Consider the following 25,696-nt stretch of genomic DNA (forward strand, 5'->3'; position numbering starts at 1 on the left):
GATTTATCGTTCTTTTTTGCGTTCGATGATTTTCAGTACCTGTTCGACACATTCGGCTACCGGATCTTCACCCTTGCTTTTTGGAGCACTGGGAGAAGCTGCCGGTTTAGATCCTTCGTTCACGTTTATTTTAATGTGAAGCTCTTTTATCTCTATGGGCATAATTAACTTTTGATTACGGTGAAATAATTGTAGGTGAGCTCAAAATTTTCGATAACGAGCTTACTTTCTTCAGCATTAAAATCTTCAACCGACCATTTTACAGGATAGGCGTGAACTACATTCCATGAAACCAAAGGCTGATGCTCCGAATTGAGCAGTTTGACAGTCAGGTTTACGGGTTTGAATGAAAAATTTTCGATGGCATCCCTGCACCAGTCAATAACCACAGAATCAATCAGTATTCCTCTCTTTAAAGTCAGGTTTGGATATTTTGTCTTTACCGGAAGTTTGTGCTTGAATCTGTTTTCTCCACCCTCGGCAATTTCCTCGGTTTCGATATCGACGGACAAGCCGGAGACCGATTGAAACTGATGGTCCTTTTCTTTTGAACCAAGCCCCTGGAACTCCACTAAAAAATGAAAACCGACAGGTGGATAATAATTAGCCATGATTAGTCATTTTGGATGGATAAACCTTCGTGAACCAATTCCATAGATTCAATTGCTACTTCATTTCCGTCGGCTTTTAAATCGGTCGACTGAATTTTGGTTGGCCACGCATTTTTTACTTTCCAGATCGCCACAGGATTGTGTTCTTCATCGAGTAACTTGATGGTAATGTCTCTTCTTTCTATGGTGTTTAGTTTTACCGTATTCCACCAGGCATAATACTCATTATCACTTTTAAAAGTTCCCCTTTTCAGTGTGATGTTGGAGAATTTCTGCATGCCCGGCATTTTGATCTTACTGTACTCTGGACTTGCTCCCTGACGGTATTCAATAACCTCAGTTTCTACATCTAATCCCGAAACTTCAGTAAATCCTATTTTTGTTCCTCCCCAGTCAACTGAGAAATGAAACTTTGATAGCGGATAGCTCATGATTTATATTTTTTTAATGTTGATATTTAATTAAGATTCCTGCATTTTGTGAGAGAAACGAAGTATGATAAATTCTGCCGGACGAACTACTGCCATTCCGATTTCGATAATCATTCGGCCTTCAAGAATATCTATTGCCGACATGGTTTGCCCCAGTCCGATTCTAACATAAAAAGCTTGTTCAGGTTTGGCTCCGGCTAATGCTCCGGCTCTCCATTGAAGAATCAGGAAATTTTCGATCATAGCTCTTACTCGTATCCAGGTATTCGCGTCGTTAGGCTCAAATACAAACTGTTCGGTCGCTTTTTTGATGGATTCTTCGGCCATATTAAAGAAACGTCGAACGGGAACATAACGCCATTCGTTATCGTTTCCTGCCAGCGTTCTGGATCCCCAAACAAGAGTTCCTTTTCCGGTAAAACTTCTGATCACATTGACAGATTTACCCGCAACGGTATCCACATTTAAGTTGTCCTGAATGGTGTTGGTGATTTTAACGGTTGGTTTTATCACATAGTTCAAACTTACATTGGCAGGAGCTTTCCATACCCCTCTGTCTTTATCTACTCGGGCATAAACCCCTGCAATAGCAGAACTTGGCGGAAGTGTTATCGGCAGATTGTAGATCTCGGTAAGAATTTTATTGTAAGTAGCATTGTCAACAGCCTCAAGAGCACTTAATTTTCTGCCGTTTAGTTCTCCGTTATTCAAATCTTTTCCATCAACAGATTTAATGGCATTTAAAAGCGCAGTAAGAGCAGCAGCAATACCCGAAAAATTATTGACAAGTCCGCTAATTCCTGTTTGAACATTTAAAGGAGTATAGGTAACCAGTTTTTTTAGTTCTTTGTCAAAACTCACAGTGTCAGTAGATATAATTTTTAGCAGTTTAGCTGTAATGTTTTCGTCCTGAATTTTTTTCTTTAATGCGATTAAGTTTTTATAGACAGAATCAATTTTATTGGTAGCTGTAAAAATTAAATTGAAAGTATTCAGGGTAGTTGAGATCGTATTCGCAATTCCCGGATCTTCATCTGAGATGGTGCTGATGGCTGCATTGGCTTCATCATTCAACGAATTTCTCAATGCAGATAATTCCTGAAGAGAAACCAGTAAAGGGTTTAGCTTGTTTAAGAAAGCCGTTTTTTTGGTTGGATTGCTCACAAAGGTTCCGCCTAAATCAAAACCAGTGGCATTATTGCTGTACATCTGTAAAAACAAATCACTATACTGGCCGGCGATATCACCCGCAACTGGTTCACTAATTAATTTGGTTACCGTAGCAGTAATTCCGGTCGCAGGGTCTTCTATAGGGACTAATCCTGCAGCGATTTTGTCATATGCTTTTGCGGTATAAGAATAGTGTTTTAAAGTAATTCTACTGGCATCAAAAGCGTAATCCAGAATCGTCTCCAAGTGTGGATAATAAACAGCTCCGTATTTAATGGTGTCTTTTTCAGAACTGATTTCGTTTCTTAAATCGTCTATATTAGTATCTGTCGGACTTGTTGCGTCATAATTTAACGTATCGATTAAAGTGAATCTGTCCTGAAGATTTTTGCATTGCGTTAAAGCATTGTTGTATAAGCCGTAGAAATCCGTAATTGTTATTCCGGATACGTTTGTAGCGTCCGGAAACAAAAGTAAAGTTGGTTCGTCTACTTTTTCGATTTCTAATAATCCGTTATTCAGTGCAGTACTGTTGTTGATTGTCGTAACAGCTGAATCTGCATCATCTAAATCATCTCCATAACGACCTACCGAAACAATGTAGCAGGGACCACCGCCATTTGCAAAGAATAACTGCAAAGAATAATACATCAAAAAGGGTTGCTTTGAAGTAGGTTGATCTACAATAATAGAACGGGTATCTCCACTGTCAGTCGAAACATCATTAATAGTTATACTAATGGTAGTTTCTGGTTTTGCAAAGCCGAAAAAGCGCTCGTATTCCAGAAGAGATGTAATTCTGGTTGGTTTTAATTTCAAATCTCCATTAATCTTGTTTGTAGCTTTTTCGGTATAACCAATAAAAGCGGGAATCGCTGTTTCTACCTGGGCAACTGAAGGAGGAAATTTTACGATCTCCTCGACATATACCCCGGGTGTTTTGTAAGTTGTTGCCATGATTAATTGTTTTTAATTATTAAATAAATATTTCTGAGTAGTAATCACCATTGAATTTTGTTATTGATTTTACAGATGGGTTAGGGTAGTGGCTGTTTACTGGTTCTGCCGGTGTAAAATCGGTAAGCGGGTCAATTTCGACAAAACCGGAAAGTGTTAATGGTTTTGCGGTATTGGTTTCGATCTGAGTTGCTGCTTTACGGTTGATATATTTCCAAAGTGTTTTTCGATTATCAAAATGAATTTTAAAATTGGGACTTACTATTTTTCCCGTATTGTCTACAATATTTTCTGACACATTATCGCCTTGCAGTTGCAGTGAAATAAGTCCAAAAACACCTGGTTTTTCAAATGGCTGAAGGGTCGAAATTAAATTAGCAGAGGTTTCTTCAGACACTAAATAGGCATTGGAAATTAGTTTGTTGTCGTTTATTTTAGGCAAATATTCAAACGTAATCGGTTCGCTTGATGGTTTGACGTTGCTAAACAGAAATAACTGATCGGTTGTAAAAGCGAGATCGGTATAATTTTCAAACTGATAGTCGTTGATGGAAATCAAAAAGTTCAGATTCAAATCTGCAGGGACTTTTATGAAAGGATCAATGTCATTTGTTTCTTTCACTTTAATATAGATATTGAAACCCGTTTTGGTTTTTTTGAATACCATTTTGTAGTTTCTAAGTATAGTTTGAGTTTCCAGAGTTGGTGTTATAGAGATAAAGGATTCAATGCTGAATTTTTGCAACATTTTTTCTTTATCATCAGCTGACATGCCGGCAAAGGTGTTTTCACCGCTATTCAAGAAATAGTTGTGAAAAAAAGTGACTTCAAATAACAATCCATATATAACATTAAAACTCATGATTGTTCGCTTGTTTTGGTTATACCTTTAATTCGACTGATAAGCGGTCCTTCGCTTTGCGCAATATTGCGTTCGATTTGTATCATACTTACTTTGTATAAAGCCGATGGAAGCTGTTTGCCGCCCAAAGTCCCCCAGATGTAATTCAGTTCCTCAAAAGTGGGAGTATAGAGTTCCATCGTAAATCTGAAGTTGTCAATATTGGCCATAGCAACATTATTTCTGTTGTAGATCGTGTTGGCCTGTGTAAACAGGTTTTTCCCCTGAAAAAAGGCAATGATTTTCGAAATATCATTAAGAGAATTGATGTACGCCGTTCTGTTGGCACTAAAAAGCAAATACAGATTTAAGTTGATAACACTGTTTCGATAAACTGTTTTAGTACTTTCGACAATATGGTTGGGAAAGTTTTTTAAAGTAGCTTCCTGATCTAAGTTGATGAGGGTAAGCGCTACTTTATCATCTAAATTGGTACCTATGGCTTCATTTTGTGACTCTAAAAAAGCAATATTTTCAGGCACAACCGTTTTTTCCAACCCGATTTCCTCTAGGTAGTTGTTGACTTGTTCTGTAATTATCTGAATAACTTCAAAAATCATCTTGTGGAAAAGTTTTAATATATTTTGAAATTCGTTAAGAAAGGGCAATTCAAATCTCTGCCTTTTTAAAAGCAGTACTGATGTTTTTGGCTTTTTTTCGTGATATTTCGCTTGTAGAAAAACTGTATAAATAGGCTAAAAAGAGATAGCTCTGAGGCGCAGATTGAAAGGTAAAAAGAAGTGTTTCCCGGCTTAAATTTAGACTTGTACTTAAAACTAGGGCTTATAGAAGATCTAAGTTAGAAAAACATTAGGATATCAAAACAGCGTAAAAATACCTTTTTTTAAATAACTTTTGGTTTTCTAAATAGTTAATTTTCAGTTACTTAACTGTTATTATGGAATTTGTTTTCATTTTTTCAGAAAAAAGAAACGTCAGAATTTTCAAATACTATTAAAGTTTTAACGAGGAAAAGGCAAAAAAGTTTGTTTTTTAAGTCTATTTGTTTGTTTTACAGTATGATATGTTTTTGTGATGAAGTAGTGCAGCACTTTTTAGTTTCAAAAAGGCCTGAAAATATTTGAAGTAGACCATTCAAAGCTGCCTTAACAGACAAAAAATGACCTCATACTGTTATTTGGGTTTCTCATGGATAAAAATTCGGCACTCATGCCTTTTTTTTGATTTGAATTCTGGCAGACTGGTAATTTTATAATGGAATAAAAACCGGAGATAGCTTTAAAAGAATAAAAGCGAAGACGGTTACTGCCGAAAACAAAAACTACTCCTAATTTAGAATAGCAAAAAAATGAAACCTACAAAAGATTTTACAGTTGCAGATTATCTGCTCACCCGACTCAAACAATTAAATGTTACCGAGATTTTTCAGATTCCGGGCGACTATGTAAAGCATTTTACACAGGCTCTGGAAGACTTTGAAGGAATCAAAACGATTGGAACTTCAAACGAATTAGATGCTTCTTATGCGGCGGATGCTTACGCACGTACCCGTGGTTTGGGAGCGGTATCTCTGCAGTATGGAGTAAGTACCTATAGTGCATTAAATGCTATTGCCGGAGCTTATGTCGAGCGTAGTCCTGTGGTTGTAATTAGTGCGACACCCGGAGCAGATGCAAGGCAAATAGGAAGTATGTATAATGTGCTTTATCATCACTCGACTGGTAATCTCAACGCCGATCAGGAAATTTTTGAAAGAGTGACCGTAGCGGCTGAAACCCTGAGCAGTTCTGTAGATGCCCCTGAAAAAATCGATAAATTAATTATTGCAGCACTTACGCATCAGCGTCCTGTATATATTGCCTGTTATAAAGAGGTGTGGGGTGAACCTTGCCCGAAACCTTCCAGCAAAAAATTAGAGCCTCAAATTATAAAAAGTGAAGCTGCAGAACTTGAGAATGCTGTTTCTCAGGCTTGGAGTCAAATCAGTCAGTCAAAAACACCTTTGATTTTTGCGGGAGTAGAACTTTTGCGACACAATTTAACAAAGCAGTTAGAAGAGCTTATTAAAGCAAGTGGAATGTTGTATACCACAACTTCACTCGGGAAAACGGTTTTGGATGAAAAAGGAGATAAATTTATAGGTACCTATTCCGATCAGGCTTCAATACCCGAAGTTATAAAATTGGTTGAAGCTTCAGACTGTATTTTGTCTTTGGGAACGATTATCACCGATGATTATTTATGGCTGGTAGAAAATAAGTTTTCGAATATGATTCAGGCGACCACGCAGGAAATGCGGGTTGGTTATTTTACTTATACCGGTGTAACACTGAAAGACTTTATCGAAGCGTTAACCGAACGCTTTAAAAAAGCTTCCGGATATCCTTTAAAAACAATAGCTCCGGCTCAGCCAAAATTCCCAGAACCATGGCGATCCAACTCAGATCCTAAATATGATAAAACTCCTGAAGTGATAACGTTTAATCGTTTTTTTGAGAGAGCCACTTATTTTCTGGAAAAACAAAAAATGCTGAACGATATCGTGTTCACTTTTGGTGTGAGTTCGTCTATGTACGTAGCCACCAATATGTACGGATTATCTAAGAATGCCTTTATTTCTTCCGCTGCTTGGCAGTGTATCGGTTTTGAAACTGGTGCTGCTTCCGGAGCTCAGTTGGGAAGTGGCAAACAAGCTTGGACTATCGCAGGTGACGGTGGTTTTATGATGGTAGCACAAGCGCTTTCGACCCTGGTAAAATACAACATCAACTCTGTAATCTTCGTGATGAGCAATGGAGTATATGCGATTGAACAGGTGTACGTAGACATGGACTCTTTTAAAGCAGGTCCGTCTCATAAGTTTGATGAATTTGATATTCTGCCAAAATGGGACTATCAGGCACTTGCCAAGGCCTTTGGAGCTAATAGCTACCGCGCTGAAACCGTTAAAGAATTAGACGAAGTCTTGTTAAAGCTTAAGAAAAAAACAGATCTGCCAACTCTGGTAGAAATTGTAATTCCTCAAAAAGACCTTGCACAGCAGATGGAAAGGCTGGGGAATGAGTAAAACAACTACTAAAAAGCAGTAAAAAAATTAAAAACATAAAATCATGAGCAAGAAAACATACTCTATTTTTGGAGCCGGTGCAGCCGGACTCTATACCGCGTGGAGATTATTGGATGGAAAATCCAAACGTGACAAAAATGAAAAAATGCTGGTTAAAGGCGATGTATTAGAACTCTACGACTGGGGAAAATATGATTTTTCTAAAAAAAATACAGGAACCAGAGAGGCGGGAGCACGTGTTTGTACGTGGCATTATAAAGACAACAAAGACAATTCGTATCTGGAATTGGGCGGTATGCGATATTCATATTGGGACGGCACTCCACAAGGAGCAGGACATCGTGTAGTCACAAAAACGATAGAAAAACTGGATTTAAAGAAAGATTCAGTTGAATTTAACGAATCTGCGGATCCTTTAATGTCTTTGCGTTCCAAAAACATGTATGTCTCAGATATTAATTCTAATCAGCCGGCTCCTTATTTTGCTAATAATTATGGTGAAGATGCTCCGCCGGATGATGGATTCACCACCATACAATCTGTAGCAATCACAGCAACATCAGGTCCTGTTACCCGTAGAGAATGGTGTAAGTTTTATGAAGAGGGAAGAATCAATATTGATATGCCGGACAGTTCGATCTTTCAAAAAGGAGATTTACTAAAAGATATTGGATATTGGAATCTTGCCTATGACAGACTTGGACAAGAAGGATTTGGCTATCTGGCAGATGGTAACGGCTATAGCTCCAATGTAGTAAATAGTCATAGTGCCCAGTCGTTTAATGTTAATGACGAGTTTACGCCGGGAACAGAATATAAAACGCTGGTAAAAGGATATTCCAGCTTATTTGTTGCTTTATTCGATGAAGTTGAAAAACTGGCCAAACAAAAAGGAATTACGCTGAATTATTTTCCGGATACCCGATTGCGTTCGATTCTGCATACTAAGGCAGGGATTCGTTTTACTACCGCAAAACGCGCAACTCCTGATAAACTTGCTGAAAGTAAAATTTGTGATGCTGCATTTCTTGCCATGCCTCGCGCATCCATTGAACTGGTAGCTCAAGCAACACGTTATACAGATGATGAAGGTCAGGACATATTAAACCACGAAGAAGTTCAGCTCTATCTGGAATCTGTAATTATGGAACCTTCCTATAAAATTGGAATGTTTTTCACTACGCCATGGTGGAGAACAACCGAAGCCGGAAGTCCAACTTATCCTGCCAAACTAACCAGTTACTTTTTAACGCAGGAAGGAATTGCTAAACTGAAAAAAGAAAAATTTCCTTCTAATTATCTGAAAGCAATAGAATCAGCAAAAAATCCGGTTATTATCGCGACATCGTTTAACGATAAAGCCAGTTTTATAGCTGCGGTAGAAAATGCGATTCAGGAACGTCTGACTTTTAAAGAAGAAAAACAAATCTCGGCTATAGCCGAATTAGATACCATTGGTCCAAGTATTACCGATATGCCGATCCGACAAGTGGTATATTTTGGTGATAACGCCATCAATCAAAAAGGGGAAAAAGTGTATGGTATTTTGGCCAGCTATGACGATATTCAGTACACCACATTTTGGAAAGCTTTAGAACTCGGCCCTCATGGAACACGTGAAATTCCGGAGTCCAGAGATTGCCAGACGCTCGAAGGGCCTCGCTTAGCCACTCCGGTAATGGTCAAAATGCTTCGCTCGCAACTGGCAGCATTACATTTTGGACCACAGACTGATTATTCGGCCGTACCCGAACCTTTAGAAACGAGATATATGGACTGGTCATTACCTCCTTTTAATGCAGGATATCATGCCTATAAATCACACTATAATCTGGGTGATGTACAACGAAAAATTAGAAAACCTTCACAACTCGTTCCAAAAGCAGATTGCGATATTTTTATCGTTGGTGAAACCTATTCTAACGATCAGGCCTGGGTAGAAGGTGCTTTCTGTACTGCGGAGTCTGTTTTGAATGACTTTTTCGGTATTGAGCCTATTATAGACGAAAAGTATTATCCATTCATTAGTCCGGAATAACAGGTTTTTAATGATTTGAAATTTATATTTTCGAATCAGAAAAAAAAGAATTAACATAACAGGCGATTATATTGGAGTACAAACTCCAATATAATCGCCTGTTTACTTATCTAAATAGAGCTGTTTTTTTAGAGATAAATTGCAATTAAAACAGTGTTACTAATGAAATATAAAATCCATATTAATCCGCGTTTTCGCCCTGGCGAATCTGTCCAATCCGCGTACAATACCACGCTTCTATTTATTTTGCAATCAACTTAAGAACAAATTCCATTTGTGTGTCCTTTTGCTGGAAAAAGTCGTCCAAAGTGGGCCATACTTCATAGTCAGGCATAATACCGTGACCTTCTGGCTGGTTCTCTTTTTTAGGAGCATCCTGTATGACATTTACAATTGAAAATTGTGTTTTTACTTTTGAGTTAGGAAGTTCGTAAACCAATGGTGAATGTCCATTATGAACATAATAACCTCCAACTGTTTCCAGACCTACTATGGTAACATTATCCACATAAGCTTTTACCAGAGAAGCAAAATGGGAAGCAGCTGATGCCACATTTTCATTAATCAAAAGATAAAGCTTGCCTTTAAAGAGCGGTGATTTAGGGTGATAAACCGGATTGTATTTCTGGTTCTGGAAGCTTATTTTGTTTTCGAAAACCGGATACAGTGACTTTAGATACTCTTTTCCTGCTTTTAGAGCAGTACTATCCATTCGTTCTGAAGTTGAGGTACCCCAAAAATACTTTTCGAGAGGTAAAACATTAGGGTCGAATATGATAGTAGCCTTTACATTTTCCTTGAAGGGTTTATCGGTGAGGTACATTACAGGCTGTTCGAAGTTAGGATCACTTCCTCCCGGATTATTTCTAACATCAATGATTAGATTAGCAACTTTGTTTTTGTTCAGTTCTGTAAAAATGCTATCTAAAAATCGAACATACGGCTTAAACTTAGGATCGTCTGATCCATAGGCCATACCAAAAAATCTTAGGTTCAACAAACCTAAGGTCGGATTGATCATACGAAAGCTATACGGAGGCTGTTTTTTATAATCTAGTAAATCAGTAACCGGAGCACTAAACCTGTTTTTAAGGTTGGCTGTTCTTTCCTTCAGCGTTACTGAGCGAAGCACTGTTTTTTTAAGAGATTCAGATTTTGGTGCGCTGTATTCTATAATAAATTCATCACAAAGACCATATTCGAGCAGGTAGTTCAGCCCAAATGATTTATTTACGCTGGCCGATAATTTTTGGGTAGCATGATGACCATCTGTTGTATAATATTTGTAGAAAGAGCGCATTAATTGTACGTCATTTATTCCGTTTATACTTTTTATTCTTGAGCCGGGAGGTATATCCGATGATTGACCGTCAAAAATAATTTGTCCGTTAATATAGACCAGAGGAAAAGGGAAAAATGATTTTTGTCTGTTCAGAAAATTGATTAAACCGAGATCAGGAATGGTGTAATTGTGTAAACTTCCTTCATAATCAGACAGACGAAGCATTATTTTGTAAAATTCGATAGTGCTCATGGGCTTTTTAATACTTTTAATGGCACTGTTGTAAATACTGTCTATTTGTTTTTTAGAACGGTATTGGTATAAACCGGAATTTGCTTTTTCATTTATCGCAAGGAGTGTTTTAAGATCCTCCTGCATTTGTTTTTGCGAAAGCATTTTATTGTACAGCATTAAACTATCCTTCATGGTCTTACCAGAGCTTTGCGCCTGAACGGTACAGGAGAAGAAAAACAACAATAAGAGGGTGAAGACTGACAGTAAATTTTTAGGATTCACAAATGCATTCGTTATTCGTTTATAAAAGCAAATGGGTGGAGTAATAGGGGTACAATACATGGTTTTGGGAGGTTTTTTTATAAGGTTTTGGTGGTTAGGGTTAGAGTAGCTAAGCCAATTGCTGTCTACTATTTTTAGTATTTAGAAAAAAGAGTAATTGGTCCACTTTTTTAGAATTTTCTCCAAAGTCTATCAAATTATTAAAATCGATTATTAAGGACTCGCCGCTATTAAAATATATTTTTAATCGGTCAGCGCCACGTCCATTAAAAAACTTCCAGCTTTTAATTTCGGATAAAAGAATAACCTGATTTTCTATTTTAGTATAGATTGGTTTTTTATCCCACTCCAATGTAAGCGTGTCTTTGCCGTTATTGAAATCAATAATTAAGGTGCCTGTAAATAGGTATATTAAAAAAATGAAGAAAATAAAATGAGAAAACAAGAGGAGAAGATAGTGTGTTTTAACTCCTATAATTGCCCAGAAAAATGCTTGAAGTGGGATAGAAATTAAATAAGCGATTACCATAAAGGTAACATTTAAGGTTTTAATTTTCATAATTTAAAATTTGATGCTTTTGCAGGTGTTAGTCTTTAAAAAAATCTTTAATTTATATTTTTCGAATATACTAATATATCACAGAAATTCCTTTCAAATTAGATGTTTTTCTTAAACTAAACGGGTCTATTGAATGTCTTTAATATTTATCGTAAAATAATTTAATGCAATTTTAAAACTTAAATAAATTAGATGTAATTAATTTATAGTGCGTGACTTGCTTTACCGGGAGTAAATGATCCAATTGAAAATCACTTAGAATTCTTTTAACTCAAAATGATGCTCTGCTTGTTTCCATTTTAATTCGTTTACCAGGAAATATTTATGATAGAAACCAATCAAAACAACGATCTTTTTATCCGGAAATTGGACCTTCCATTTCAAAATATTATCAATTATAGTTCGGTTTCTTAACTCTTCAAAATGACAATATCTTTTATATAATTCTCTTAATGAAATGGTTTCTTTAGTAGCAGTTTCGATTTTCAGTTGAGTAAATTGGTCATTTTCGTCTACAATTTCCTTTAGTTTTCGATATTGATAAAATTGTCTTTCACTAACCAGATTTGCGGTAGAATTTGAATTTATTTCCTTTAACGGACTATTGTCTAATTCATTTAAAGAGTTTGAAAGCTCTATAAATCTATTCCATATTTTTTTATGTTTGGCAGAGAGGATATTTAAGGAGTCAAGAACGTTTATTTCATTAAATACCGCATCGGTATTCTGGATACCGTTTTGTCTTCTGTAATCATTTCGTCCTTCAAATTCTATTGGTCTGAATAGAGTATTCTTAAAATTAGCTTTGTATTTCAGAACTGCATTCCATTCGTTTTCGTCGTAAGTATTTTTGAAGGTAAAATCAGAATTAAAATTAGTTTTATCAGATTCCATCAGAATTAAATCCGGTTTTAGATTCTCCAGTATCTTATAGATTGTATCCGTATTGATGTTTTTTGTCGGAAAATGTACTGTTCCGATAACGATTAATTCTGGTGTCTTCGTTTTACTGTTTTTTTGGGCATTACTAAATAGTGAGGTTAAACATAATATAGTAAGTAATAGTCTTGGTTTTGCATTTGCAATCCTGATGAGGTAAACAAAATTTATATTCATTAAATAAAGTGGTTTTTATAAAAGTAAATATAAACAAAAAAGCTTCAGATTTCTCTGAAGCTTTGTATTTAGTAGCCCGTAGCGGAATCGAACCGCTCTTACATGGATGAAAACCATGCGTCCTAACCGATAGACGAACGGGCCTTCTTGTTCGTTGCGGGTGCAAAAATACAACTGTTTTTAGAATACACAATGGAATTTTTGATTTTTTTTTCGAGGTTATTTTGAAAACACCATTCTTAGAAACAATCAACGGCAAACGAGCAGAATTAACCAAAGCTGTATTTATTTGATTAATAATTGGTTGTTTTGGCAGTAAAAAATAGGAAATAAGATTTTTCTTTTGTTTTCTTAAAATAATACCTTTCAAAAAAAATGAAAATAATTTTTCAGAATTCTTGTTTTGAGAGAAAATTCATTCGTTATTTTTGATGTGCTTGCCGGGTTTTCCTTGAACATTTGTATGTATATTTGATATCGGTGTTTTAAATTAAGCATTCGTGCTTTTAACTCCACACTTACAAGGAAAAAGTATTGTGTCCCATTTCAGAGAAAACCGCCTTATGTATATTGAGCAAATAATAGAAACTATAAGTACCACCTACGTTACGTTAACAGATGATTGTAAAGACGATCTCAAAAGAGGGGCAAAAGTTTTGACATTTGACAAAGAGACAGTGCTTGTAAAAGAAGGCCAGTTTGCTGATAAACTCTATTTTATAATTAGTGGAAGTGCAAGAGCCTATTATACTAAAAATGGTAAGGATATTACAGATTGGTTTGCATTTGAGGGTGATTTTGTAAGTGCCATTGATAGCTTTTTCCGAGGCGGTCCAACGATATACAATATCGAATTGCTTGAACCCACAACTTTATTGCAAATTTCAAGAGAAACAGTATTGGCATTGAGCGATAAGCATCATTGTTTTGAGAAATTAGGAGGAATTGCGGTAACTAAAACAATGCTTAAATTGCGGGAAAGAGTTGTTTCTATACAATTTGAGAGTGCTTTGCAGAAATATAAAAGTCTATTAGATACGCGCCCCGATATTATTCAACGAGTACAGTTAACTCATATTGCTTCTTATATTGGTGTTACACTTGAAACTTTGAGCCGGATTCGCAACCCAAAATACCGAATTTGATTTAGATCAAATGGATTTTGAATAAGTTGATTGAACTTTGCAGAAATCAAATGAGATGATACGAATTCATTATATTTCCGGACTAACTATTACCGTCTTTATTGGGTTACACCTATTCAATCATTTTTGCAGCATTTTTGGTGAAGAGAACTACATGGCAATAATGGATACTTTACGATTGTTTTATCGCAATACTTTTGTTGAGACAATTTTATTAGTTGCAGTTTTTATTCAAATCGTATCAGGAATCAATCTTTTTAAGAAAAGTAGAAAAACAGCAACATCCCACTTTGAGAAACTACATATTTGGACGGGACTTTACCTGGCTTTTTTTCTAATTGTTCATGTGAGTGCTGTTTTCATCGCCCGTCTCTTTTTGCACCTCGATACCAATTTTTATTTTGGTGTGGCAGGCCTTAATACCTTTCCTTTTTATTTGTTTTTTGTTCCGTATTACGGACTTGCAATTCTTTCTTTCTTCGGGCACATTGCTTCGGTTCATAACAAAAAAATGAAAAATAATATTCTCAGTTTAACACCAGAGCAACAAGCAGAATCAATTCTTATATTCGGATTTGTGTTAACAATCATCCTATTTTATGGACTAACGAACCATTTTAATGGAGTAACATTACCACATGAATACAAAATAATAATAGAGAAAATAAGGGACGTATGATTGATAAAAGAAATGCCTATTGGGTATTTGCCGGAATAATCAATTCGTTTATTAATCTGTTTAGGAACTAAAAAAATAAAATTATGCTAAAACTAGGAGGATATATCAATATTGTAATTGCAATCGGGCACGTTCTTGGATTAATTTGGGCGGACCAAATGTTTGAAATTACGGGAATTGGAAAAGAAATGGCAACACTTGCTCAAAAGCATACTGCTTTGCCTTATTTGCTGACCATCATTGTGGCTATTGTGTTTTTTATTTTCGGTCTTTACGGACTTTCTGCAGCTAATAAGTTTAGAAAGCTGCCATTACTAAAGACTGTTATTTTTTTAATTGCCGGAATATATTTATTGCGTGGAGTTGGAGAATTAATTGCCGATACAATACAGGGAACAAACTCATTATCTGAAACAATATATTCATTATTTGCTTTAATAATCGGGCTTTTATTTCTAATTGGCGGGTTGCAAAAATGGAGAGCAGAAAACAAGATTTTGTTATGAAAGTAATCAATGTACATACAAGAATAATTAATCAGCCCAAATACAAAGTCGAAGAATTGTTTAGAACCTTATCATCTGGAGACGATATGATGCTGGCAACAGACAAATGGCCACCAATGCGATTAGACAACGGATTAAGTATTGATTCAAAGGGTGGACACGGGCAAATAAGATATACTGTTATGGATTATAAGCCGAACCATTATATTCAATTTCAATTTACAGAACCAAAAGGATTTAATGGATGTCATAAGTTTGAAATTACGGAATTAGATTCTCATGTAACCGAGCTGAAACATTCTATTGATATGAATACAATAGGTTTGGCGACCTTAAAATGGGTGTTTGCAATTCGTTGGCTGCACGATTCTTATATTGAAGATGCATTTGACAAAGTCGAAAACCATTTTACAAAGGAAAAGAAAAACAGTAAATGGACCATTTGGGTAAGGTTTCTAAGAAGAATTTTTAAGCCCAAAAGGAAATGAACTCCTGAAAATTCTATCCCATTCTCAGAAGAGTTCCTCAAGAAAAGCAGTATGTTTTTTTTTGGAATTTTTACAAATTATAGGCAAAATCATTTTTTATTTCTTCCATCACAAAAGAACTTTGCACATTTGAAATCCCTTTGATAACCGATAATTTATCGATCACAAACTTCTGATATTCGTTCATGTCATTGACGGTCACTTTTAGCAAAAAATCATAATTTCCGGACACGTGAAAACAACCCATTATTTCGGGCAATACAAGAATGTGCTGTTTAAAATCATCTATCAATTCTCGCGAGTGCACCGCCAAAGTAACCTGACAATATACACTGATCGATTTTCCAATTTTTTCGGGATCCAGTAAAGCGACATAATTCTTGATGTAGTGCTTTTGTTCCAGTTTCTTGATTCTCTCAAAGGTGGGAGAAACAGATAATCCTATTTTATCGGCAATTTCTTTGGTATTTTGTTTCGCATCTTGCTGCAAAAGCATCAATATTTTTTTGTCTATGGCATCCATCTCAGAATAATTATATGGTTTTAGAAAAAAGAAATAGTAAATTCAATATTAAAAATCTTTATTGTGCTTCAAATTTAGAATTATATTTTGAGTTTTGTTATTAATGAAGGATATTAAACCATTAAAAGTACATTTACAGAAAAATTAAATGTTATGACACCCATCTCAGAATCGCTATCCATAGAAGACAATCAACGTTTATTCGATTTGAATCAATATATCGAAAATGCCAGAGATAATTTCTTGGGTTATCCTGTGTCCAAAGATTTTGATTACTCGGAAATCAGTCATTTTTTAAAGTATCCGATTAATAATCTTGGTGATCCTTTTGAGGATTGTACTTACAAAGTACAAACACATGAATTGGAAAGAGAAGTAGTTGGCTTTTTTGCCAAATTATTCCGTGCCAATCCAAAAGATTATTGGGGGTATGTAACCAATGGTGGTTCTGAAAGTAATTTATACGGACTGTACCTCGCACGAGAATTATATCCAAAAGCAATGGTTTATTATTCGGAATCGACCCATTACAGTGTGCGTAAAAACATTCATCTGCTAAATATTCCAAGTATCGTTATTCGCTCACAGGAAAATGGTGAAATTGATTATGAGGATTTTGGGAATACATTAAAACTGAATCGCCATAAACCGGCCATTGTGCTTACTACTTTTGGTACAACCATGAAAGAAGCCAAAGATGACGTATCAAAAATTAAAAACATTCTAAAAGCATTAGCCATACAGGATAGTTACATCCATTGTGACGCAGCCTTATCCGGAAGTTATGGTGCTTTTATGGAACCACGACTTCCTTTTGATTTTATGGATGGAGCGGACAGTATTTCCATAAGCGGACACAAATTTATAGGTTCGCCTATTCCAACAGGTGTTATTATCACGAAGCGTTCTAATAGAGATAGAATCTCAAAAGGAATCTCGTATATCGGTTCCTTAGATACGACGATTACAGGATCCAGAAATGGTCATTCTCCGTTGTTTTTATGGTTTGCCCTGAAAAAATTAGGCATTGAAGGTTTAAAAAAACGTTATTTACACAGCCTGGAAGTCGCAGAATATTGTGAGCAGAGACTGAAAAACATGGGGATTGCTGCCTGGAGAAATCCAAATTCGATCACAGTTGTTTTTCCAAAAATAACCGAAGAAGTTAAATCAAAATGGCAACTAGCCACTGAGGGCGATATTTCTCATATTATCTGCATGCCAAACGTGACCAAAGAACAAATCGATCTGTTTATCAACGACGTAGAAAATTGCATTGAAATCCCTGAAGAAATGGCAGAATTCAGCTGGTAGTGTTTTAGAATAGTATTGTTAGTTCTGTTCTGTAAAAGAGCTTATGAAAATTGCGTAAATGTCTCCGACTTTACGCAAATTTTTTATGATATTGTAAATGGTAGATTTTTTAAAAATCTCAATTGTAAGTGTTTTGAATGTGAAATCATTTAACTAGTGGAAATTACACGAAATTTCCGGTAAATTTAAAAACATTTGTGCAGTAGTGATGAGGACGCGTCGGGGAGTGTAGAACAATTGGCTTACTGGGAAATTGGTTTTGTGTTTAGAATGATTTGGCTAATTCGAATATTGGGCGTAGTTTAGTCCAAAACCGCAATAGCATAAGAATATTATCAGCAATTTTTATTCTTTAAAAAAACTAGAAAAAAGAAACAAATATACAATGACTAAAATATTAAAATTCTTCTTGTTTATACCATTAGTTTCTTTTGGTCAGGAAAAAAGCGAAACTAAATCTGTATATCCAAATTATGTTGGGGATATCGAATTTAATTCAGAAATGGACAATAAAGATTTTGAGTTATGTAATTCAAAACATATTTATCAATACTTTAATAGGGGTGATGGTTTGGTATATGAAGGAGATAAATTGGCTATTGAAAAAGAGTTTGCTGAAAAATATAAATCAAAAATCATTAAAAACGAAACAGGGCTAATCAGAATTAATTTTGTTGTTAATTGTAAAGGAAAAACGGATAGATTTCGTTTGATTTCTATGAACGAAAATTATGAAGAGAAAGTTTTTGTTAAATCAATAACAGAACAACTTATGAGTATTACAAAAAACTTAAAAGGCTGGGAAGGGAAAAAAATCAAAGAAATTGATTATTATCAATACTTGATTTTTAAAATAGAAAATGGACAATTAAAAGAAATATTACCTTGAAAAATTTAGCTTACTTATTTTTGCTTTGCCCTGTTTATTTATTTTCTCAACCAAATTGTAATGCTTTTTTGTACAAAGGCGATACCTTACAATATAAAGCTTGTATTGAAGCGGAAAAAACGGAAAAACTATATCAATTTCAAAGAGAGTTTCAAGAGATTCTTGATAATGCAATTAAAATTTGTCCAAATTTCGCATATGCTTACAGAGAGAAATCTACAGCGTATTTAAAAAGCGGAGATTTTTTAACCTGGAAAAAATTAATAGACAAAGCAGTTGATTTAGATTTCGGTTTAAATTTAGGTTATCGTGCTTGGTGTCGTTATCAATTTTTTAGAGATTATAAGGGGGCTATTAAAGACATTGAAAAACTTGATAGTTTGGTAAATTACGATATAGGATATTCAACAAATGGAGATTATCATTTGAACATAACAAAAGGTATTTGTTATAGTGCAATTAATCAAAAGAAAAAAGCAATTAAAATATTCAACGAACAATTAAAAACAAAAGATTATTCGGCTGGATTATATGATTATTATCAATTAGGCGTAACTTATTATCAAGTTAAAGATTATGCGAATGCTTTAAAAGCATTTGAAAAACAAACTAAAATAAATGAGTTCGCTGATAATTCTTATTATAAATGTAAGGTTTATAAAGTCTTACAAAACCAAGAAAAATATAAAAAGCACAAAGAAACTGCGTTAGCATTGTACGCTGAAAATAAAAAAATGTTCGATCCTTATACTCGACATTTTAATAGTGTTTATTACGAAACAATTAAAAATGAATAAAAATTGTTGGTGACAACCCAGCTCTCCGAAGAGTTCCTCTGCAACGCTGTGCGAATGTCTCTGACTTCGCACTCGCAAAGTGATTAAGTTTTCTTGTAGAAGATGTAATTTGGAAAGGACTATTAATATAAATAGAATTAAGAAAAGTCGGGAGACTTTGCATAGTGTGCTATAAGTAGGTATGAAAAAAATAGTATTGTTAATGATTGTATTTAATCTGATAAATGCTTGTCAGAAACCAAAAGACAGTAATAATTGCCATTATAGTATTAAAGTTAAAAATAATACCGATAAGGTTTTGTATATCTATAGAGGATTCGATTCAGTTATGCCATTAGGAGACTTTCGTTCAGATCCATATTTTAAGACCACGGCTGCATTTGCAGGTAATGGCAATATAGAAATTGGAGAAATTCGTTTTACTGGTGGTGGCAGGCCAACATGTATTGAAGACATATTACATGTTGACGAACGATTATATATTTATGTTTTTGATTCCGCTTTTATTGCAAACAAAAATAGGGATGAAGTTTTAAAAGACAGTCTTGTAGATAGGCGACTTGAGGTTACAATAGATGAATTGATAAAGAATAATTTCAAGATAAATTATAATAAAAAGTGATCTTATGGTTAACACACACAAAAGCCGCGCTATACAAAGTGTTTATCTTTATTGCTGTGCATGTCTCTGACTTCGCACCCGCAAAGTGATTAAGTTTTTTTGTGGAAGATGTAATTTAGAAACGATTATTAATATAAATAGAATTAAGAAAAGTTGGGAGACTTATAAAGGTTTGATGTTTATGAAAACTAAAGGTTAAAAATGCAAAGTCAGGAGACTTTGCGTGGTGGATTTGCATATTCAACAGAAATGAGATTATAATTTTTCTATCTTAAAATAAGCTAGCTCTTCTTCATTTCTTATCAGATTATTTAATCGTTCAAATCCGGCTTTTTGCAGTACATTTTGTGATCCGGTGTTATTGATATCTGTTACGGCTACAACTTCTTTTGTATTTGTATTTGCAAAACTATATTGCGTTATTGCTTTGCATACTTCTGTAGCAATACCTTTTCCCCAATACTCCTTACTAAGTACATATCCAATCTCTATTTGGTTTATGTTATGTATGAAAATACGAGCAACACACATTCCTATGAAAATATTATTTGTAATGTCAAATATCGCCCATCGACTAAGATTTTTCTTTTCATAATTTTCAAGCAATTCATGAAACATTTCTAGATATCTTTCTGGTGAAGCATCAGGAAGATATTGTGTAACTTGATTGTCTTTAAAAAGATTTAAAAATGTTTGTTGCTCTTGAGGTAAAAATTCGCGAATAATAATTCTTGGGCTTTGATAAAGAGTAGACATTGGTTATATTAAGATAAATAATTTAGAAGTTCTTTGCTAAAATTATTAGCAGATTTGTTTTTGTAAATACAGTCAAATTTACAGAAAATAAATAGAGAAAACTTCTCGATTTTTAAAATGTTTAATGATTTTACACAATCCCGCTCTCCGAAAAGTCCCTTATGAAATGCTGCGTAAATATCTTTGACTTTGCGCCCGCCCACAATCAAAATCATTAAAGATCTTAGAATTTAAATAATTAGATATAATCAATTTGTGTTTTTATCTGTTTTTTTTGAAAAAAAATACAGCTTTTTCTGGTGTTATCATATAAGATAACCTTTTTTTTAAAATATATGCTAAAATTTGAATGATCAAAAAAAGTAAGATTAATTTAAATAATAGCTCAATGAAAACAAATGAAAATAAAGATTTAGAGTATCTCAAAAGACTAGCAGATGGGTATTTGAATACATTAAAACCAACAAATGACAAAACAGGGTATTATGCCGCCGAAATCAAAGTGCTGAATTATTCTGAACTTGGGTGTGTTATTGCAAACTTGCTTAAATTATGCGTTTTGGCGCTGAATCAGGATGAATGTAAAATTTCAGAAACGGTTAAACCATCATCTATAGATGTGGGGATTGTATTGGAAGTTGCTCTGCAACTTTTTCCTAATGATGAGTTTGATTTGTTAAGCGAAATCAATGAAGTTCTTATTTCTAGTAAGATTGAAACCGTAAATGAATAACAAAAATCTATATATTTGGAATAGATTAAGTATGAAGTTTGTCATACATATTTATGGAAGTTAATAGTAATTTGAATAAGTATATGGAGATTAATAAAGATGAATTGACTCGGATAAAGTTATTGGAGAATTCAATTTGTTTATTTTCTGATTTCATGAGTGTATTGTCAGACGGTTATAATCCGTCAATTGTAGATATAAGAATTAGCATTGATAAAAGACTGGATGACCAAGATCGATTTATATTTCCTTCTCCAAACAATAGCGGCACGGAATTTTTTTTTATAAACAAGATTCAGCCAACAAGAAAAAATGTTGATAGCATTAAAGAGAGGGTAAATGAAAATTTTTCATGGTGTATTGACCATTTAGCTACATTCAATATAGCGCCTGATATATTCAAAAGTAATTATCATATTGAGTACCTAAGTAAATTGGTAGAAAAAGTAAAAAGGAACATTTTTGATCTGACGGACTTGTGGATTGTAACTAGTTATGAATATTTGATTGATACTAATGATGGAAGTTTAGTCAGAGTTCTTTTTATCCATTCTGACAATAAATCATTGATTTTAGATTTTGGAAATTATATACACTGAAAATTGCTTTACGTTGGTATGATTGTCTCGTTCGTAAACATATGAACCGTTGCTAAAGATGGTTAAATTAAAAAAGCTCCAGATTTCTCTGAAGCTTTTGTCTTTAATAGTTCGTTGCGACGAAGGTTCGATCTTAAGTAGTAATTTATTTACTTTGTTTTAATTGAGTAGTATTAACTCTTGTTGGCGTATCTTTTCCACTAATAATCGAAGAAGAACTTAATGCAATTGATTTTATTATTTGGGTCATGTTATCAATATCTAACGTTTCAAATTCATCATCGGCAGTGTGATACTTGAGCTCGTTATCCATTTTTGAAGTAGAAATGGTGTGAGCTGGAACTCCAAGTTTGGCTAAAGTAGCGTTGTCTGAGCGGTAAAATAATTGTTGTTCCGGATAAGGGTCTGCATAAAATTTAAAGCTTGTTCCGGTTAAATTAGTTTGTAAAATCTGTCCCATATTCGACTTCTCGAAGCCTGTAATGTAAGCAGAGTTTTTGCCCCATTTAGATTCTGTTCCTATCATTTCAATATTGAACATCGCAATCACTTTTTCTGGCGCAAGCTGTTTAGAAAAATATTTGGCTCCATAACCACCTAATTCTTCAGCTGTAAATGTGGTAAAAATAATAGTACGCTCGTTGTTGTTTTGTTTTTTAAAATATTTTGCAAGCATAATTACTGCTGTTGTTCCGGCGGCATCATCATTGGCGCCATTGTAAATAGAATCTGTTGCAGGATGCGGGACACCTTCTTGAGGAGAGCCTACACCTAAATGATCATAATGTCCTGAAAAAATCACATACTCATTTGGTTTGGTTTTTCCGGGTAATATTCCAACAACATTATTCAATGTTTTTTTGGAGATTGTATTCGTTAATTCAACAGAAAAAGTGGTCGCTTCTGGGGTGCCAAAAACAAACATAATGGTATTGTTCCCAGGATTAGCAGTTATTCGATCAATATGTTGAATATTTGGTAAGACCTTATCAAATGAAGAGTCAACTAGTACCAAAAGATTTTTTGGGCTTTTATAATATTCATTAAATTTCTCGCCAATGTTATCCCCTTTATTGATTTTTACAACAGAAATATCGCTTTTTTCAGTTAAAGAAACTTGAGGAAGGTAGGAGAATGTTACAACTTGATTATTATTTATTTCTTTGCCATCAATAGTAATTTTTGAAGAAACTGCTTTAGAGTCAGTCATCGAAAATTCTTGTCTGTAATTCGTTGCTGTATTGAAAGTTTGCAAACCAATTTCTTTAAACTCTGATTCTATAAAGGCTGATGCTTTGTCAATACCGGGAGTAAAAGTTCTTCTGCCCTGCATATCATCTGCTGAAAGTATTTTCTCTATGCGAGTTACTTCCTTATTCGTAATGATTTTATCTATCGATTGTCCATGTACATTAAAACAGTGACTTAGAACAAACACACTTACAATAATTTTTCTCATATTTTAGTTTTATAAATAAGGTTTTAGTTAATCCAAAAGTATGTTATTTATTTGCAAAACTTAGCGCTGGTAAAAGTTTTTAATTAAAAAAACTGACAACATTGCTAAATTATAAATTGCAATTACATCAGTGAAAATGGAGGTAATAAAGCCACAATGTAATTTTTATTTAAAATTTGATTCGCAGGATTTTTAATTATTTTTTGGTTGACTGCATCCTCTAGTGAATGCAAAGTTATTCTAGGAGTAGTTTTAAAAAAAAGCTCCAGATTTCCCGCTATGGGAAGTGTTCTTTATGAAAAACTGTGCGAATGCCTCTGACTTCGCATCCACAAGTGATTAAGTTTTCTTGTAGAAGGTGTAATTAGGAAACGACCATTAATATTAAAGAGAATTAAGAAAAGTCGGGAGACTTTGCGCAATGGGCACCAGCAATATATAAATCTACGCAAAATCATTGCGTACTATATGAGTAGCTTTGGAGTCAAAGATATTTGCACGGCTTAAAGAAGAACACTCGGTAGTTGAGTGAATTATTACACCTTTATTTAACTGTAAAACTAATAAAATATGATGTCAAAGAATAAAGAATTTGAACTAGAAGTTGAGAGGATAAAAGCAATCTTTTTTTCAGCTCAAGAAACTTTTTATATAGTAGAAGAACTTTATCATGAAAATGATGTAAGTGATAAAGAAATTTATACTAAAAACATGAGTTCATTTTTCTATTACTGTAAAATATATTTTTGGAGAAATACCGTAATTGAGTTGTCTAAACTTTTTAATCAGAGCGATAATGAAACCTTTAATTTAGTCAAATTCATTAAGAAATTAAAACCAAATGGGCATTTTAAAAGTTTAAGATATGATGAATTATTTTTAGATAGCATTTTAAAACGAATAGACGAAAGTCAAAATGTGATTAATAATTTAATTTTACAACGAGATAAAATGTATGCACATGAAGATCGAAATAATCAAGATGTAAATAATCAAACTTCATTTTTAGACATAAAAAAGCTATTAGATATATGCAAAGACTTAATTCAAAAAATAACAAATCAACATTTTGGCACACATCTTCAATTTGAGATGATCAATTCACCTAAGCAAAGTTTGAAATATTTAATTGAATGTATAATTAAGGGAGAAGAAGTTATTGAAGGTGAACATCGTGCTTTAATTAAATCGATTAACAACCAGTAAAAAAAATAGGCTCTACAAAGAGAGTTTCTTATGAAAAGCTGAGCAAATGTTTCTGATTTTGCGCTTTTTTTTTGCTGTAAATTAAAAACAATAAACGAAAAAAGCTTCAGAGAAATCTGAAGCTTTTTGTCTTAGTAGCGGGAACAGGACTCGAACCTGTGACCTTCGGGTTATGAGCCCGACGAGCTGCCTACTGCTCTATCCCGCGATGTTTCGGGTGCAAAGATACGCCGATTTTTGAGAAATCCAACGAAAACATTAAAAAATGTTTTATTTTCTGTATTGAGTTGATATGACTACCTTTGCAAAATAAATAGAACACAAATGTCACATAAAGCAGGTTTTGTAAACATCATCGGGAATCCAAACGTTGGAAAATCAACATTGATGAACGCCTTTGTTGGAGAAAGATTATCGATTATTACATCAAAAGCACAAACAACCCGTCATCGTATTCTTGGAATCGTGAATGGCGAAGATTTTCAACTTATATTATCGGATACTCCCGGAATCATCAAGCCCGCTTATGAAATGCAGGAGTCGATGATGAACTTTGTAAAATCGGCTTTTGAAGATGCTGATATTTTAGTTTACATGGTCGAGATAGGAGAGCAGGACTTAAAAGATGAAGCTTTCTTTAATAAAATTATCCACGCTAAAATTCCGGTTTTACTATTGTTGAACAAAATCGACAATTCAAATCAGGAACAGTTAGAGGAGCAAGTAGCATTCTGGACTGCAAAAGTGCCAAATGCTGAAATTTTCCCAATCTCGGCTTTACAGAATTTTAATGTACCGGAAGTTTTTGGAAGAATCATTGAATTGTTGCCAGAATCACCAGCCTATTATCCAAAAGATCAATTAACAGACAAACCGGAACGTTTCTTTGTAAACGAGACCATTCGTGAAAAAATCTTATTGAACTACAGCAAAGAGATTCCGTATGCGGTTGAAATCGTGACTGAGGAGTTTTTCGAAGATGAAAATATTATCAGAATCCGTTCGATTATTATGGTAGAACGCGAAACTCAAAAAGGAATCATTATTGGACATAAAGGTGCAGCTTTGAAAAAAGTAGGTACTGAAGCTCGTGCTGACTTAGAGAAATTTTTCGGAAAACAAATTCACATTGAACTAGTTGTAAAAGTGAACAAAAACTGGAGAAGCAATGCCAACATGCTGAAACGATTCGGGTATAATCAATAAAAGAGTTTTCAGTCGCAGATTTCAGTCTCAGTTTTGATATGAAAATCGTTTAGTGTAAAACTGAAAACTGATACTGGCAACTGAATCTTAGTTCTGAATAGCAGGAATAGCTCCTGCAAAAAGGAGTCAGTTTTAAGTTTAAAGTCACAATTTTGTCAGTTTTTT

26 protein-coding genes and 2 tRNA genes are annotated in these 25,696 nt (G+C 34.2%); 14 read left to right on the plus strand and 14 right to left on the minus strand.

All coding sequences use genetic code 11. The annotated features are described in order from the left end of the window. Positions 1-3: 3 nt before the first annotated feature. Genes AC3IS6_RS09730 through AC3IS6_RS09755 form a run of 6 tightly spaced genes read right to left on the minus strand, consistent with a single transcriptional unit; the run spans position 4 to position 4,630 of the window. Positions 4-162 carry a DUF5908 family protein gene (locus AC3IS6_RS09730; protein ID WP_173965871.1) on the minus strand — a complete coding sequence of 53 codons (159 nt, stop codon included), beginning with the start codon at positions 160-162 and terminating at the stop codon, positions 4-6. A gap of 2 nt (positions 163-164) precedes the next feature. Beyond that, on the minus strand, positions 165-611 hold the full coding sequence (locus AC3IS6_RS09735) for a phage tail protein (protein WP_489164699.1): 447 nt from the start codon (positions 609-611) through the stop codon (positions 165-167). A gap of 2 nt (positions 612-613) precedes the next feature. Continuing rightward, entirely contained in the window at positions 614-1,042 is a 429-nt protein-coding gene (locus AC3IS6_RS09740; protein WP_489164700.1) for a phage tail protein, read from the minus strand. 30 nt (positions 1,043-1,072) lie between these two features. Further along, complete coding sequence (locus AC3IS6_RS09745) at positions 1,073-3,169, minus strand: phage tail sheath family protein (RefSeq protein WP_489164701.1); 2,097 nt, start codon at positions 3,167-3,169, stop codon at positions 1,073-1,075. Between the two features lie 19 nt (positions 3,170-3,188). Beyond that, positions 3,189-4,031: a hypothetical protein gene (locus AC3IS6_RS09750; RefSeq protein WP_489164702.1), complete on the minus strand. Its 843-nt coding sequence runs from the start codon at positions 4,029-4,031 to the stop codon at positions 3,189-3,191. Continuing rightward, positions 4,028-4,630, minus strand: a complete 603-nt coding sequence (locus tag AC3IS6_RS09755; RefSeq protein ID WP_489164703.1) for a Pvc16 family protein — start codon at positions 4,628-4,630, stop codon at positions 4,028-4,030. The genes AC3IS6_RS09750 and AC3IS6_RS09755 overlap by 4 nt, the downstream gene beginning before the upstream one ends. A gap of 749 nt (positions 4,631-5,379) precedes the next feature. On the opposite strand from AC3IS6_RS09755, the gene AC3IS6_RS09760 reads away from it, so the two are divergent. Together AC3IS6_RS09760 and AC3IS6_RS09765 are read left to right on the plus strand one after the other, a co-directional pair. Next, complete coding sequence (locus tag AC3IS6_RS09760) at positions 5,380-7,098, plus strand: alpha-keto acid decarboxylase family protein (RefSeq protein WP_489164704.1); 1,719 nt, start codon at positions 5,380-5,382, stop codon at positions 7,096-7,098. Between the two features lie 43 nt (positions 7,099-7,141). Continuing rightward, entirely contained in the window at positions 7,142-9,136 is a 1,995-nt protein-coding gene (locus tag AC3IS6_RS09765) for a flavin monoamine oxidase family protein (protein ID WP_489164705.1), read from the plus strand. A 241-nt stretch (positions 9,137-9,377) separates the two neighbouring features. On the opposite strand, the gene AC3IS6_RS09770 is transcribed toward AC3IS6_RS09765, so the two are convergent. The 4 genes from AC3IS6_RS09770 to AC3IS6_RS09785 form a co-directional block, all read right to left on the minus strand. Further along, positions 9,378-10,934, minus strand: coding sequence for a S41 family peptidase (locus AC3IS6_RS09770; RefSeq protein WP_489164706.1), 1,557 nt, complete (start codon positions 10,932-10,934; stop codon positions 9,378-9,380). 109 nt (positions 10,935-11,043) lie between these two features. Next, a complete protein-coding gene (locus AC3IS6_RS09775; protein WP_489164707.1) occupies positions 11,044-11,493 on the minus strand; it encodes a hypothetical protein in 450 nt (149 codons plus the stop codon). A 255-nt stretch (positions 11,494-11,748) separates the two neighbouring features. Further along, complete coding sequence (locus AC3IS6_RS09780; RefSeq protein ID WP_489164708.1) at positions 11,749-12,609, minus strand: hypothetical protein; 861 nt, start codon at positions 12,607-12,609, stop codon at positions 11,749-11,751. 72 nt (positions 12,610-12,681) lie between these two features. Further along, positions 12,682-12,753: transfer RNA gene (locus AC3IS6_RS09785), tRNA-Glu, on the minus strand. Positions 12,754-13,109: 356 nt separating this feature from the next. Here AC3IS6_RS09785 and AC3IS6_RS09790 point away from each other — a divergent pair. From AC3IS6_RS09790 to AC3IS6_RS09805, 4 genes are all read left to right on the plus strand, one after another. Next, positions 13,110-13,754: a Crp/Fnr family transcriptional regulator gene (locus AC3IS6_RS09790; protein WP_489164709.1), complete on the plus strand. Its 645-nt coding sequence runs from the start codon at positions 13,110-13,112 to the stop codon at positions 13,752-13,754. A gap of 55 nt (positions 13,755-13,809) precedes the next feature. Continuing rightward, positions 13,810-14,433, plus strand: a complete 624-nt coding sequence (locus AC3IS6_RS09795; RefSeq protein ID WP_489164710.1) for a succinate dehydrogenase/fumarate reductase transmembrane subunit — start codon at positions 13,810-13,812, stop codon at positions 14,431-14,433. Positions 14,434-14,516: 83 nt separating this feature from the next. After that, positions 14,517-14,939 carry a hypothetical protein gene (locus tag AC3IS6_RS09800; protein WP_489164711.1) on the plus strand — a complete coding sequence of 141 codons (423 nt, stop codon included), beginning with the start codon at positions 14,517-14,519 and terminating at the stop codon, positions 14,937-14,939. Beyond that, a complete protein-coding gene (locus AC3IS6_RS09805; protein WP_489164712.1) occupies positions 14,936-15,427 on the plus strand; it encodes a hypothetical protein in 492 nt (163 codons plus the stop codon). Before AC3IS6_RS09800 ends, AC3IS6_RS09805 begins: the two co-directional genes overlap by 4 nt. 70 nt (positions 15,428-15,497) lie before the next feature. Here AC3IS6_RS09805 and AC3IS6_RS09810 read toward each other — a convergent pair whose 3' ends face one another. Further along, complete coding sequence (locus AC3IS6_RS09810) at positions 15,498-15,950, minus strand: Lrp/AsnC family transcriptional regulator (protein WP_489164713.1); 453 nt, start codon at positions 15,948-15,950, stop codon at positions 15,498-15,500. A gap of 153 nt (positions 15,951-16,103) precedes the next feature. On the opposite strand from AC3IS6_RS09810, the gene AC3IS6_RS09815 reads away from it, so the two are divergent. From AC3IS6_RS09815 to AC3IS6_RS09830, 4 genes are all read left to right on the plus strand, one after another. Then, positions 16,104-17,264 carry a histidine decarboxylase gene (locus AC3IS6_RS09815; RefSeq protein WP_489164714.1) on the plus strand — a complete coding sequence of 387 codons (1,161 nt, stop codon included), beginning with the start codon at positions 16,104-16,106 and terminating at the stop codon, positions 17,262-17,264. Between the two features lie 385 nt (positions 17,265-17,649). Beyond that, positions 17,650-18,153 (plus strand): hypothetical protein, encoded by a 504-nt coding sequence (locus tag AC3IS6_RS09820; RefSeq protein ID WP_489164715.1) that lies wholly within the window; start codon positions 17,650-17,652, stop codon positions 18,151-18,153. Beyond that, the gene (locus AC3IS6_RS09825; protein ID WP_489164716.1) at positions 18,150-18,950 is read left to right on the plus strand and encodes a tetratricopeptide repeat protein; all 801 of its coding nucleotides are present in this window, start codon (positions 18,150-18,152) and stop codon (positions 18,948-18,950) included. The genes AC3IS6_RS09820 and AC3IS6_RS09825 overlap by 4 nt, the downstream gene beginning before the upstream one ends. 181 nt (positions 18,951-19,131) lie before the next feature. After that, on the plus strand, positions 19,132-19,572 hold the full coding sequence (locus AC3IS6_RS09830) for a hypothetical protein (protein ID WP_489164717.1): 441 nt from the start codon (positions 19,132-19,134) through the stop codon (positions 19,570-19,572). Positions 19,573-19,827: 255 nt separating this feature from the next. Here AC3IS6_RS09830 and AC3IS6_RS09835 read toward each other — a convergent pair whose 3' ends face one another. Then, positions 19,828-20,328, minus strand: a complete 501-nt coding sequence (locus AC3IS6_RS09835; protein WP_489164718.1) for a GNAT family N-acetyltransferase — start codon at positions 20,326-20,328, stop codon at positions 19,828-19,830. A gap of 388 nt (positions 20,329-20,716) precedes the next feature. On the opposite strand from AC3IS6_RS09835, the gene AC3IS6_RS09840 reads away from it, so the two are divergent. Both AC3IS6_RS09840 and AC3IS6_RS09845 read left to right on the plus strand, forming a co-directional pair. Then, the gene (locus tag AC3IS6_RS09840; RefSeq protein WP_489164719.1) at positions 20,717-21,061 is read left to right on the plus strand and encodes a hypothetical protein; all 345 of its coding nucleotides are present in this window, start codon (positions 20,717-20,719) and stop codon (positions 21,059-21,061) included. A gap of 83 nt (positions 21,062-21,144) precedes the next feature. After that, positions 21,145-21,660 carry a hypothetical protein gene (locus tag AC3IS6_RS09845; RefSeq protein WP_489164720.1) on the plus strand — a complete coding sequence of 172 codons (516 nt, stop codon included), beginning with the start codon at positions 21,145-21,147 and terminating at the stop codon, positions 21,658-21,660. A 145-nt stretch (positions 21,661-21,805) separates the two neighbouring features. Here AC3IS6_RS09845 and AC3IS6_RS09850 read toward each other — a convergent pair whose 3' ends face one another. Beyond that, complete coding sequence (locus AC3IS6_RS09850) at positions 21,806-23,119, minus strand: M20/M25/M40 family metallo-hydrolase (RefSeq protein WP_489164721.1); 1,314 nt, start codon at positions 23,117-23,119, stop codon at positions 21,806-21,808. Positions 23,120-23,689: 570 nt separating this feature from the next. Here AC3IS6_RS09850 and AC3IS6_RS09855 point away from each other — a divergent pair. Then, a complete protein-coding gene (locus tag AC3IS6_RS09855; protein ID WP_489164722.1) occupies positions 23,690-24,325 on the plus strand; it encodes an AbiU2 domain-containing protein in 636 nt (211 codons plus the stop codon). 135 nt (positions 24,326-24,460) lie between these two features. Here AC3IS6_RS09855 and AC3IS6_RS09860 read toward each other — a convergent pair. Continuing rightward, positions 24,461-24,533: transfer RNA gene (locus tag AC3IS6_RS09860), tRNA-Met, on the minus strand. A 116-nt stretch (positions 24,534-24,649) separates the two neighbouring features. On the opposite strand from AC3IS6_RS09860, the gene era reads away from it, so the two are divergent. Further along, positions 24,650-25,531 (plus strand): GTPase Era, encoded by an 882-nt coding sequence (gene era, locus AC3IS6_RS09865; protein WP_041517423.1) that lies wholly within the window; start codon positions 24,650-24,652, stop codon positions 25,529-25,531. Positions 25,532-25,696: the final 165 nt, after the last annotated feature.

This window comes from Flavobacterium sp. KH_035, from assembly GCF_057839565.1.